Source organism: Caldisphaera sp., from assembly GCF_049974385.1.
Taxonomy (GTDB): Archaea; Thermoproteota; Thermoprotei_A; order Sulfolobales; family Acidilobaceae; genus Caldisphaera.
Map to the genome: position 1 here is coordinate 1 of NZ_JBMFIW010000006.1, position 12,902 is coordinate 12,902.

At 30.6% G+C, this 12,902-nt stretch carries 10 protein-coding genes and 1 pseudogene; 3 read left to right on the plus strand and 8 right to left on the minus strand.

Features of this window, described 5'->3' with window-relative positions; genetic code table 11:
* From ACP5GV_RS02475 to ACP5GV_RS02490, 4 genes and pseudogenes are all read right to left on the minus strand, one after another.
* Positions 1–539 (minus strand): annotated as a pseudogene (locus ACP5GV_RS02475) (APC family permease); the annotation flags it as partial.
* Between the two features lie 26 nt (positions 540–565).
* Entirely contained in the window at positions 566–1,525 is a 960-nt protein-coding gene (locus ACP5GV_RS02480; RefSeq protein WP_428102057.1) for an APC family permease, read from the minus strand.
* Between the two features lie 339 nt (positions 1,526–1,864).
* Positions 1,865–2,695, minus strand: coding sequence for a 3-methyl-2-oxobutanoate hydroxymethyltransferase (gene panB / locus ACP5GV_RS02485; protein ID WP_428102059.1), 831 nt, complete (start codon positions 2,693–2,695; stop codon positions 1,865–1,867).
* Positions 2,696–2,699: 4 nt separating this feature from the next.
* Complete coding sequence (locus ACP5GV_RS02490; protein WP_428090490.1) at positions 2,700–3,611, minus strand: ketopantoate reductase family protein; 912 nt, start codon at positions 3,609–3,611, stop codon at positions 2,700–2,702.
* A gap of 161 nt (positions 3,612–3,772) precedes the next feature.
* On the opposite strand from ACP5GV_RS02490, the gene ACP5GV_RS02495 reads away from it, so the two are divergent.
* Positions 3,773–4,438 (plus strand): helix-turn-helix domain-containing protein, encoded by a 666-nt coding sequence (locus ACP5GV_RS02495; RefSeq protein WP_428090487.1) that lies wholly within the window; start codon positions 3,773–3,775, stop codon positions 4,436–4,438.
* Here the strand turns inward: ACP5GV_RS02495 and ACP5GV_RS02500 are convergent, their stop codons facing one another.
* Positions 4,439–5,566 (minus strand): CaiB/BaiF CoA transferase family protein, encoded by a 1,128-nt coding sequence (locus tag ACP5GV_RS02500; protein ID WP_428069545.1) that lies wholly within the window; start codon positions 5,564–5,566, stop codon positions 4,439–4,441.
* A gap of 2 nt (positions 5,567–5,568) precedes the next feature.
* Positions 5,569–6,612 carry a hypothetical protein gene (locus tag ACP5GV_RS02505; protein WP_428069547.1) on the minus strand — a complete coding sequence of 348 codons (1,044 nt, stop codon included), beginning with the start codon at positions 6,610–6,612 and terminating at the stop codon, positions 5,569–5,571.
* A gap of 118 nt (positions 6,613–6,730) precedes the next feature.
* Here ACP5GV_RS02505 and ACP5GV_RS02510 point away from each other — a divergent pair, with 118 nt between their 5' ends.
* Together ACP5GV_RS02510 and ACP5GV_RS02515 are read left to right on the plus strand one after the other, a co-directional pair.
* On the plus strand, positions 6,731–8,074 hold the full coding sequence (locus tag ACP5GV_RS02510) for an MFS transporter (RefSeq protein WP_428102129.1): 1,344 nt from the start codon (positions 6,731–6,733) through the stop codon (positions 8,072–8,074).
* 120 nt (positions 8,075–8,194) lie between these two features.
* Positions 8,195–9,667, plus strand: a complete 1,473-nt coding sequence (locus ACP5GV_RS02515; protein WP_428090484.1) for a UbiD family decarboxylase — start codon at positions 8,195–8,197, stop codon at positions 9,665–9,667.
* Between the two features lie 45 nt (positions 9,668–9,712).
* Here the strand turns inward: ACP5GV_RS02515 and ACP5GV_RS02520 are convergent, their stop codons facing one another.
* A complete protein-coding gene (locus tag ACP5GV_RS02520; protein WP_292319113.1) occupies positions 9,713–10,864 on the minus strand; it encodes an NDP-sugar synthase in 1,152 nt (383 codons plus the stop codon).
* Between the two features lie 10 nt (positions 10,865–10,874).
* Positions 10,875–12,728, minus strand: a complete 1,854-nt coding sequence (glmS, locus tag ACP5GV_RS02525) for a glutamine--fructose-6-phosphate aminotransferase (protein ID WP_428069552.1) — start codon at positions 12,726–12,728, stop codon at positions 10,875–10,877.
* Between the last annotated feature and the right edge of the window lie 174 nt (positions 12,729–12,902).

Genomic DNA, 12,902 nt, shown 5'->3' on the forward strand with positions numbered 1-12,902 from the left:
TATCCCGTGACCCTGGTGAAGCCCAAGGGCTGAGAATTAGATATAAATTCATGAAAATTCAATGAAGCCCAAACCCCATCACTACCTATATATGTCATAATTAATATGAATATAAGATAAACAACATACCATATAGATTTTTTAAAATCTCCTTTAACTTTAAATATAAATCCGAATACAATAGAGGCAATAATTCCTATAGCAATTGCGTATGGAACAGATGGCCATCCGCTCCAAAAAGCAATTAATGAAGCAGAAATAAAAGCCAAGCCACTCCATAGCCAACCAACAGGCAATCTATAATTATTTGGAGTTAATCCTTTCCTTCTAGCTGAAAGCATAGCAACTGGTAGAGTAGCAAAAGCTAGATAACCGCTAACTACGGCATCTTCCAATAAAGAATAAATTGCATGGACAGGTGCTGTTAGAAAAGTTAATATTGCGCCTATTATTGCAAATACTATCAAAGACCAATATGGTATAGCATATGTTTCGCTTACTTCCTTTAATTTTTCTGGCATATATCCAGATCTGGCCATAGCAAAAACTACTCTAGTTCCACTACCTAAATATATATATATCCTGTTACAAAAGGACCAAGTATAGCAACGATTAATATTAAGAACAATGATATGTTGGAATGAATAGCAGATGAAATATCAACAAAAGGATTACCTGGTAAATTAGATATGGAAGTCCAGTCGCCTGGTTTAAAGCCAAAAGAATCCCATTTTATACCTCCAACAAAAACTATTGAAAATAATATATAAATAATAGTTTGCCCAATAACTACTAAAATTATAGCTTTTCCCAAGAAATTTTTATCTTTTACTTCTTCTGCAAAATCTGGTATAACTCTTATTCCACCATATGCAAACATAGCCAAAGGTATTGCATAAAATATTCCTGTGAAACCATATGGAATAAATCCTCCGGGTAGAGATGTGAAGTTCTTAGCCGAGAAAAACACAAATGAAATTGATAAAGCTGCAACAATATATAGTATTAATTTAAAAATGCCTAATCCTAATGTAGATTTTCCAAATACCTTAACACCATAATAATTAAATGGAACGAATAAAAGCAACAAGATAGTGCCAACAATAGCTCCTAGAGGTGTTGGTATTGTAGAATTTGGAACCAATAGTTTTGGAAAGAAATACGCCAATCCTTCAACGGTTGCTAAAGCTTCTATTGGAGGAATAAAAAGATACCAAACTAAGTTCATAAATGATGATAATAGATTTAAAGTGTTTCCATGTGTATATAAGGGATACCTTGCAGGTCCTCCCGCTTCTGGCCATACTAATGATAACTCAATAATTGGAATGGCAATAAATGTATAAAATAGTGCTCCAATAATCCATGAAATAATTAATGATGGCCCTGCATATCCAGCCATTCCGGCAGTTGAAAATAATACTCCAGTACCCACAGCTCCTACTACGCCTGCTATAAATATTTCCAAAAAAGATAATTCCTTTTTGAGGCCTGTACTTTTGTTTGGACTCTCTTTATTATCCAAACAAAATCACATAATTAAACCATTCTTTAAAGAGTATAAATTTCTTATGCATGATATATATTAATAAAAGATTTATTTAACCTATTTAATTAATTAAGTTTTTATTAGTGATAATGTTTTCCTAATTTTTTAAGAATTTTATAATAAACTTATGTTATAAAAAATTTAAATTAATTCACTATAAATTATTCTAAAATGATTATAAATACTTTATAAAATAATATGCTTGATCACAGCTAAAGCAAGTTAATACTTTATTGAAATAGTAAATGTAATCTTTAATAATATTATGAATAAATAACGAAGCTTTTTATTGATTATTTGTTGCTTTATTAAAAATTATTCTTCCATGAATTTCTTTTTATCTTCATTGTTTTTCATACCCCAATATTTTTCAGGGAACTTACCACTTTCTACTTCGGTTTTATAATTTAATATAGCTTCTTTTATTACTGATTTTAAATCTACATACTTTTTTGCAAACTCAGGAGAATAGTCTCCGAGACCTAATAAATCATTTATAACCATTATTTGACCATCACAATATGGTCCGCTACCAATACAAATAGTTGGTATTGAAATTTTTTCTGTTATTTTTTTAGCAACTTCATATGCTGTATATTCAATAACTAGAGAAAAAATGCCTGAATCTTCTAATTGAAGAGCATCATTAAGTATTTCTTTAGCCTCACTATAGGTTTTCCCTAAAAGCCTATATCCACCAATCTGTTTGTGTTTTTGAGGTGTTAATCCTATATGACCCATAACAGGAATACCTGAATTTACGATACTTTTTATTATTTCTTTATATTCACTACCGCCTTCAAGTTTAACAGCATCAGAACCAATCCTGAGAAAGCGTGATGCATTTAATATAGCTTTCTCTTTGCTATATTCATAGCTCATAAACGGCATATCTGATACAACTAGGGCATTCGGTTTAGCATTGCATACAGCTTTGGTATGAATAAGCATTTCGGCCATTGAAACCTGTAAAGTTGATGGATATCCTAGGACTACCATACCTAATGAATCACCGACTAATATTATATCAACCCCTGTTTCATCAACTATTTTTGTTGTTGGATAATCGTAGCTCGTTACAGCTACAATTTTTTTATTACCTTTCATTTTTAAAATGTCTCTAATCGTTATCTTTTTTCTCTCCATATGTTCACCCATTTAATATGGAATCACAAAGTCTATTATTTTCTTTTAAAAGATCTTTCATGACCATAACTGATTTATAGGCAAAATAATTATATTTTGCTTGATATCCTATTTTTCTCGCAATTTTATATAAAGCTAAATTAATGTAATCGAGCTCAGTTTTTCTTTTATTTGAACAAAGATCTTGAATAGTTGAATTATAGTTGTTGTATGTAAATTTTATTGTGTTTTTTAATTCTATAATAGGATCACTAGCTAAGTTTATCTTAAATAAAGAAGCTATTTTTTTAGATTCATTGGCTATATGAAGTGATAAATTATAAGCATTTTTGTTTTCCAATATAAATCCGTTCTTTTTTAAATATAACGATGCGACTGGGTTTATGGCAGAATTAACAATAACCTTCTCCCATCTGTAGGGTTCTATATTATCAACAAGCTCTGTCTTAACATCTTTTATTGCCAAGTTTTTAAATTCTTCTCTGCAATCTCTATTTTTGCATCCAATGATTAATTTGGATCCTCCATTAAATATTGAATGGCACTTCTTAATTTTATTAAGTCCATAATAAATTATCATTGAACCAGATTTATAGTATTTTTCAAGCTTTTCTAAAGAATATAAACCATTTTGAGTTGATAATGCGTAATCTGAATTAATATATTTTCTCGCAATTTTTATAGATTTTTCTAAATCATATGCTTTTACTGCAAAAATTAAATAATCAAATTTTTGTCCTTTAATTTCCTTATAATTGCAAACTTTAATTTCTTCTTCACCTATATTTTCTACTATTACTTTTTGTTTTTTACATCCTTTTGTTTTCTCAATTATGGTGATTTCATGACCTGAACGATTCAAAATAATTGATAGAAAACTTCCTATTGCTCCGCATCCAATGATTCCAATTTTCAAGTTTATCCCCAATACCTTAATATTATTTATCTAAAATATATTTAAAAATAAATTCTACTTATCGATTTAAAAATAACAATTAAATTATAATAATTTAATAAAATATCTTTATTAAGTCAAAATTGCATATATAGACATGAAATTAATAAGAGGTCGAATTAATGATAATATTAGACTTATCAATAAAAAGTAATTGTAGTCTATCAAAAATGGCTCATGATTTTAATGGAGAGGTTTTGTCTTTTTCAGTATCGCAATTTAGCAAAGGCATGAACTCAATAATTGCCTTCGTAACTTTAAAGGAAAAAAATCAAGAAACTTTAATGAAGTCATGGAAGAAAAGATATGAAGATTTTTCATATTTAAATTGGGATAAGATAGGTGAAAAAAGTATCTTATTTAATGGATTAAAAGAAGGTCATGGAATAGTAAACACATTAATTGAATATAAAGGAGCTTTGATAACTCCAACCATTGCTGGAGATGGGTATGAAAGATTTTTGATCTTAATAAAAAATAAAAAGGATATAGATTACATAATTAAAGATATATCTCGCAATAATAATGTAATCGATTTTAATTATAATGATGTAAATATGAAGTCTCTTTTATCTTGGATTTCAAAAATGATAATAGAAGCAAGTAATATTAATAATAGAGAATATGAAATTTTATCTAAAGCATATAATTATGGTTATTTTTCTTGGCCTAAAGAAATAAATTTAGAAGAATTAAGCTTAAAATTAGGTGTTTCTCAGCCGACAATTATATATCATATTAGAAATGCAATAAATAAAATACTTAGCAATATTTTGTCTGATTTTTAGTTAAATAATCCCTTTTTTCTTTAGCGTAATGATATCATCATCATTATATCCTAACTCCTTAAGAATTTCATATGTATATTCTCCTAAGCTTGGCACTTTTGTACTTTTTATGATATTAATTAAAGGTGGTGTAGGAACTTTTAGCTCTCTTTCATTATAAAATATTTTGATCATTTTTTCCGATGCATGAGGATCTTGAAGTAGATCCCATGGTTTGTTCAATATTGAGTATCCTATGTTATTTTTATCAAATATATTTATAAGTTCATTAGCATTAAATTTTTTTATTTCATTTTGTAGGTATGGTATTAAGAAACTTCTATTTTTATATCTATCCTCATTTTTCTTAAATTTTTCATCATAACAAATATCTAAATTGAGAGATTTACAGAAATCTATCCATTGCTTGTCTGTTGTTACTGCAACAAAAATTTTTTTATTATCTTTGGTCTCAAAAAAATCGTATATGCCCCATGCAAATCCTTCTTCATTTATAGGTAAAATAGGCCTACCTAAAACTTGATATGTTGATATGTGTTGGCCTACAAAAAACATTGCTGTTTCGAACAATCCAACATCTACTATCCCTCCTAATCCTGTTTTTTCTCTTTCTAAAAGTTTTTGTAAAACTCCAATTACTGCAAACATAGCAGCTCCTATATCAACAATAGATGCCCCTAATCTTAATGGTCTATCTTTGAGTCCTGTCATGTAGGCTAGGCCGCTATGTACTTCAATTGGATAGTCTAAAGATTTTCTATTTTCATATTTTCCATAACCATAGGCCTTAATTGACGCATAAACGATTCTTGGATTAATTTTTTTAATTTCATCATATCCTAAGCCGGCCTTATCTAAAGCACCTCTTGCTAGATTATCTATGAGCACATCTGAAGTCTTTATCAATTTTTTAAAAACTTCTCTACCTTCATCTCTAAATATATCAAGTGTCATGCTTTTCTTGCCCCAATTTAGGTACGGAAAAGTACCTGAACTACTTCCAGGTAATCTTCTAGATATGTCACCTTCATTTGGTTTTTCGATTTTTATTAATTCAAATCCTAATGAATATAGAATTAATCCTGCTGTAGGCCCGGCAACTATATGCCCAATTTCTAATGCTCTCATTTTTACACCTCTTTAGATAATTTTAAAACTTCATTGTATGTAAGAGCTCTACCTTCATTTACGCTTATATCCTTTACTAGGTTTACTAATTTGGTTAACTTTTCTTCACTTAAATTAACACCGTATTTTTCTAATATTTTTTTGATTAAGCTTTTGCCAGCATAGACATTTACAGAAAACAATTCTTGAGTAAATACTGTGGTAAATGATGCATGCGTTCCAGCTGTCATAGTTTTTGTATTCATACCTACTATTGGAAAATTATAATAAAAGAACTTATATCCAATTTTGTTTAAAATTAATTCTCCTACATATTTATACAAATTTTGCAAGCCTTCTTCACTTAAATCTAATTTATACCCTTCTTCTTTTAATGCATTATACATTACGTATAAATCTGCTATGCCATTTCTTTCGCCTATGCCATAAACTGTTACTGATACAGAAGATGCACCCTCTTCTATAGCAGCTAAGCAATTAGTTACAGCAAGCCCATAATCATTATGGCAGTGAACTTCTATATCGATGTTATTTTTTAAAGATTCTATAGCTTCCTTTATTAGGTTTCTCATAAATTTAGGATTGGCGTTTCCTGTAGTATCGGGTAACTGAACTTTTTTTAATCCAATCTCATTAAGTTTTTTTAATATATCTATGATTAAAGATTTGTTAGCAACAATATCAACTAATGCTACTGAAGTCAATTCATCTTTTTTTATGGCATATTTTATATCTTCGATAACGCTGTCTATGTTATTATATTTAAATGGTAGATGCAATGCAATATGAGCTCCCGTGCTAAGAATTTCATCGATATCCTTTTTTATGGCTCTTCCTAATCCATAGGTATTTTTTATCAATTTTTTATCAATTATTTCTTCAGTAATTTTCTTTTCGGACCAATGAGCTGAAGGATAGCTTACAATAGCATTTTCTATACCTGACTTACCTAATAAATCAGCTATTTTTAATTTTTCCTCCATTTTGAAAGAGATTCCTGGAGATTGAAGCCCCTCTCTTAACGTATCATCTATTAACTGAACCAATTTATATCCCACATTTAATTTTTATTTATCAGCTATTTGCTTTACATAAAAAGGGTTTTATATAACTGTTATTAAGATTAAAATTCAAATATGAATACATTAGGTGATGAAATTGGGTATGAGCTCAAATAAGCATTCTATTGCAGCAAGATTAGATAGGATACCATGGACAAGTTTGCATACTAAGTTATTGATATTATTAAGTTTAGGAGAATTTTTTGATCTATACGATTTAATAGCCGGAGGTTTTACAGTTGCTCCAATACACCTTTATTATCACGTAAGCATTTCTACATCAATATTTTATACAATAGCAATATTCTTTTTAGGAGCATTTGTTGGGGTAATTTTGTTAGGTTATATAGGAGACTATCTTGGAAGAAGGACAGTTATATTAATAAATATGGCAATAATGAGTTTAGCTTACTTACTCACACCATTTTCTCCTAACATTTACGTATTAGGTGCTTTAAGGTTTTTAGCGGGCTTTGGAGCAGGACCAGAGGCAATATTGGTAGTTGATATTATGTCAACTGAGTTTTTCCAACCTTCTATAAGAGGTAACAGATTAGCAATAGCATATACTATAGCATGGCTAGCTCCTTTGGTTGTAGCAGGTATAGCAGTATTTGCATTACCAACTCATTGGCAATGGATATTTTGGATAGGTGGGTTAGGAATTCTATCAATAATTCCTTTGAGATTTATGATACCAGAATCGCCAAGATGGTTAGAAGTTCATGGAAAATATGACGAGGCCGACAAAATTGTATCTAAATTCGAAGAGCAGGCTATAAAAGAAGGTAAAAAGTTACCTGAACCTATCGAAGTTGAAGTAATAAAAACTAAGAAAGTACCTTTAAGTGATGCTTTTAAAGGACCATATTTGAAAAGAATGATAATGCTTATAATTTTCCAATTTTTCCAAGCTGCAGTTTATTATGGTTTTACTTCATTAGCACCAACAGTTCTTTATGAAAAAGGTTTTACGTTTGCAAAATCAACAACAATGACTTTTGTAATTTATACCGGTTACTTTATAGGTTCTGTCATATCTATATTTGTTATAGAAAAGCTATTTGATAGAAAATGGCAAATAGTTACGTATATAATATTGGCAGGGATATTTGGAGTTTTGTTTGGATACTCTAAAAGTGTTGCCCTATTAGAAACAACTGGATTTTTGTTAGCTACTTTCTTAAATCTGTTTTCTAATACATATCATTTGTATATGGCAGAAATACTTCCAACAAGAGTAAGGGCTGCTGCTGACGGGCTTCAATATAGTATAAGCAGGCTAGGTACTTTTATATTGTTAACTATGCTTGGTTCAATATTAGTATCATTGGGTCCATCTGCCCTATTTTTAGTAACATTTGTATTTTCATTAATAGTAGGTATTGACATTGCTATATTAGGGCCTAAAGTAACGGGCCAGAAGGTTGAGGTAGTTGCTAAATAATTTATTTTTAAATTTTATAATTTTTAGTGATTTTAATAATTCATAAACACTTTTATTTTTAAATTATTTTTGTATGTAAACTTTTTATATTTCCCATATATATTTAAGGTTGGTGTATTTATGGATCAATTAAGAGATTTAAGAAATTACATAGAATGGCTTGAGGAAAGAAAAAGTCTTATTAGAATTAGAGAAGAGTTGTCTCCAATATTAGAGATTCCAACTTTCTTAAGGAAATTAATGTACTCAAAAGGACCTTCAGTTATTTTTGAAAAAGTTAAAGGATTTGATAATTGGCGTATAGTTGGAAATCTTTTTCCTAATTTGGATACAATATCATCATTTTTGTCTGTAGATAATTTGGAAGAAGTAGGCTTTAGGATGATTCAACCTTTAATATTACCGATTCCATATAAGACGTTTGATAAAATAAAAACATTGGGAGATCTAACAAAAATGTCTTCATATTTACCTAAGAAAACTAACAAAGCAGCTTTTACGGAAAATGTTATCGAAGGTAACGACAATCCACTAGATAAAATACCTTTCTTTAAAACTTGGCCTAAAGATGGGGGACGTTATATTACATTCGGTATGGTTATTACTCTGGAAAATGAGAAAACAGTTAATATGGGGGTATACAGGGTTATGATTTTGGATGGTAATAAAGGGATTATACATTGGCAAATACATAAAAGAGGGGCTCATGTACATTTAAATGCTTTAGAGAATAAGAAGGATGAAATACCAGTAGCTATTTCAATAGGTAGCGATCCTGGAACTATGCTTGCGTCAGTTTCTCCAGTTCCTTATCCTATTGATAAGGCACTTTTCGCAGGTATAATTAGGAATAAAGGTATTGAGCTTTACGAACTTAATAATGGTGTTTTAGTTCCAGCGAATTCGGAAATAGTTATAGAGGGGAGAGTATTAGCTAATCAATTATTAGAAGAGGGTCCTTTTGGAGACCATTGGGGTTATTACGATAAGCCTATTGAAAAATATCCATTATTAGTTGTTGATAGAGTATATTTAAGAGATGATCCAATATACTATGGTACTGTTGTTGGATTACCTCCCTTAGAAGATGCTGTTATCGGAAAAGCCATAGAAAAAATCTTTAAACCAATAATGCAAACAATAATACCAGAAATTGTTGATGTAAACTACCCTGTTGAGGGTGTCTTTCAAGGCATGATTATAGTTTCCATTAAGAAAAGATACCCAGGTCAAGCTAAAAAAGTTATGAATGCTTTATGGGGTATTGGGCAATCATCATTAACAAAAATTATAATAGTAGTAGATCATGATATAGATCCTAATGATATTGGTAAAGTAATTTGGGCTATCTCAAGTAATGTTAACCCTGAAAACGATGTTTTAATAATTAAAGGATCTCATAGTGATGCTTTGGATCCTTCAAATTTATTTCCATCATTTGGAAGCAAAATGGGCATAGATGCAACAAGAAAGCTACCTGAAGAAAGAGAAGGTAAAGTTTGGCCGGAGATTGTAAGTGAAGACGAAAATGTTTATAGGAAAATTGAAGAGATATTTGGAAATTATTTAAAAAAGGATAAAAATTTATTTTAAAATAAATCTGATCTTTATTATATACAATTACAGTAATGTATTTGCTTATTCAATAATTTTACCACTTCCTATTATACTAAAAGCCTTGACGTTTTCTTTAGGTGCAATAATCGCACCCAATTTAACTTCTCCTAAGAATTCAGTAACGCCTTTTAATCTTTCTGGAAGCATTTCTGGCATTCCTTCTATTAAATGAGAGCATTGATCTACCTTAGCTTTTTCTCCTAAAACAGAAGATCTAACTTCTGATAGTGATGATACTATGGAATCCTTCATTATCAAAGAAGACGAAATAATGCTGTTTTCACCTACTATTACATTTTCTTCAATGCTAGTGTATGGCTTTATTATGCTTCCCGCTAATACTTGGCTTCTTCTGCCTATATAAGCTGGACCCATAATTATTGCACCATCTTCTACTATTGCGTAATCGTCTATTGTAACTCCATTTGATATAATGGCTGATCTACTAACATTAGCATTTTTGCTTATTTTAATTCCTGATTCGCTTAATATAATTTTTAATGCATCTAAGAGATCCCATGGATATCCTACTTCTATCCATTTGTTATTCCATATTATACCTCCAACTACTCCTTCTTTTGACATTATCATCATGGACTGTTCAAATTGATCTTTTGCTATTATTTCTAATTGTTTAATATCTGAGACCATTATACCTGCAAAAACATACCCTCTATTTTTTAACCATCCTCTGTTTTGCTCGTTTGATTGCATATAGCTTGTTATTTGTCCTCTATAATCTATGCTAACAAATCCGTATGTTTCTAAACCGGTTGATACTGGAGCTACACCTATAACAATTGGATATCCTGATGTAGAATAATAATCTAATACTGCCTTTCCAATATTTGGGTTTGCTAGAAAACCTGAATATGCGATTAAAACTTGATCTTCATTTCTTTTCTTAGCTTCTTGAACAGCTGTAAAAATCCCTCCTCTTATGTCTTCTCCTTTCTGTGTTACGATATAAACTTCTTCATCTCTTGGTAAAGCCATATTTTCATATCCAGGAGGCACTATGACAACTATTCTCTTTATACCTGCATTTCTTAAAATTTCTACACTATAATCGAAAAGTTGCCTTCCTCCAATTTCTAAAAAAGATTTCGGCTTTTCTTTTGTTAAAGGTAAAAGCCTTTTACCATATCCTCCAGCCAATACTACTCCGAGCATTTTAATCACCTCATTCAACAGTTACAGTTTTAGCCAAATTTCTTGGCTTATCTGGATTATATCCCCTTTCTACTGCAAGCCTATATGAAAGTAATTGAAAAAGAGGAGTTAAAATAAACGGTTCAAGCTCTATAATTGAGTTTGAAGGCGGCATATCAGCGAAATATATGCTTTTTCTATCTTCCTTTAGTTCTAATTTTAAGTCGGCAGGTTTAACAACAATTACTTTTGCATTTCTAGCAGCCATTTCTATAGCATTTCCAGCAATTTCTGGAGCATCACTAGTTGACACTATATAAACTGGGAAGTCTTTTTCAACTAGAGCAATAGGACCATGTTTGCTTTCTCCAGCTGGATATGATTCGGCGTGTAAATAAGTTATCTCTTTAATCTTTAGCGCTCCTTCCATGGCTATCGCTACGCCTAAACCTCTACCTAAGATATATGATGAATTCTTTTTATGTAAATTTAACAAAGCCGGTATTAACGTATCGCTTGCTTCAAGAGATGATTGAATAAGATTTGGAGCATATCTTAAATAATCTAATATTTTATTTCTTTCATTTTTATCTAATTCCTTTCTTTCATGTGAAATAAAAGCTGATAGCATCTCTAGAAGCATTATTTGAGACAAAAACGTTTTTGTTGCAGCAACCCCTATTTCTGGCCCTGCTCTTGTATATAAGGAAAAGTCGGATTCTCTAACTATAGCGCTTCCTAAAACATTTGTTATTGCTATAACCTTTACTCCATTCTTTTTTGCATCTCTTATTGCTTGCAAGGTATCATAAGTTTCGCCGCTTTGTGATACTGCTATTAGCAAATCGTCTTTTTGAAATGTTGAAGATACATAGCTCATTTCAGATGATATTATTGGATATGAGAAAAGCTTTGCCCTTTTAGCTAAAATTTTTGAGAATACCAATGAAGCATGATAACTAGTTCCAGCAGCTGTTAGGAAAATTCTATTAGATGAAGAAATAATTTCAGCTGCTTTGCTTAGGGCGGGATCTTCTATATTTCCCTCGAATGTCTCCCTTATAGCGTTAGGTTGTTCATATATTTCTTTTATCATAAAATGCTGATATCCACCTTTACTTGCTGCCTCAGGCGTTAGCTCTACAGTTTTAACTTTAAGCGTTATTTGCTCAAGGTTAAGTTTTTTATACCCTCCTCCAGGTAATAATTTATATATTTCAAAATTTGTAGGACTTATATATCCGAATTCTCCATCTTCTAATAATATAACTGTTTTGGTCATGTCTAATAAAGCTGGTAAATCGCTTGCTATGGCTTTTATGTTTTCGCCAACTCCTATTATCAATGGTGACCTCATTTTTGCAAAATATATTTTGTCAGGATCTTTCTTATATAATATAGCGAAGGAATAAGTGCCATCTATTCTTGCTAACGCTTTCGCTAACGCTTCAATAAATGTTGCACTTTTTTTCTCCTCATCTTCTAATAAATGAGCAAACAATTCCGTATCAGTTTCACTTTTTATTTTATGTCCTTTACTTTCGAGTTCTAATTTCAAAGAGGCAAAGTTCCTTATAACGCCATTGTGAACTACAGCTATGTCACCAGTACAATCCATATGGGGATGCGCATTAATATCATTGACTCCTCCATGAGTTGCCCATCTGGTATGGGCTATACCAGTGCTACCTGATAAATCAGTAAAACTTAGCCTTTTCATTACTGTATCTAAATCTCCTGCCCCTTTCTTAAAGTTTATAGAGTCTCCATTAATTACTGCAATACCGACACTATCATATCCTCTATATTCAAGTCTTTGAAGGCCAATAATAAGTTTGTCGACAACATTGCATTTTTTATTAGTTATTCCAATAATTCCGCACAAAATTTTCCCCTCAAAATCTATTATCTATTATATCTGATAAAGAATTTAAGTTTTCTTTCTAAAATAAGCATTTTAATTTTTTAATAAACTATTTTTATGGAATGAGGTTGCCACGGGTCTGATAGGTGATGATACCTGTCTCAACCGACCAATTTATATTTTTTGAGCGTCACT

Bases quoted from the DNA above. Each gene is read 5' to 3' on its own strand.
- ACP5GV_RS02515 (WP_428090484.1), top strand. From the start codon at position 8,195: ATGGATCAATTAAGAGATTTAAGAAATTACATAGAATGGCTTGAGGAA.
- panB (WP_428102059.1), bottom strand. From the start codon at position 2,695: ATGGAGAGAAAAAAGATAACGATTAGAGACATTTTAAAAATGAAAGGT.
- ACP5GV_RS02500 (WP_428069545.1), bottom strand. From the start codon at position 5,566: ATGAGAGCATTAGAAATTGGGCATATAGTTGCCGGGCCTACAGCAGGA.
- ACP5GV_RS02495 (WP_428090487.1), top strand. From the start codon at position 3,773: ATGATAATATTAGACTTATCAATAAAAAGTAATTGTAGTCTATCAAAA.
- ACP5GV_RS02510 (WP_428102129.1), top strand. From the start codon at position 6,731: ATGAGCTCAAATAAGCATTCTATTGCAGCAAGATTAGATAGGATACCA.
- ACP5GV_RS02520 (WP_292319113.1), bottom strand. From the start codon at position 10,864: ATGCTCGGAGTAGTATTGGCTGGAGGATATGGTAAAAGGCTTTTACCT.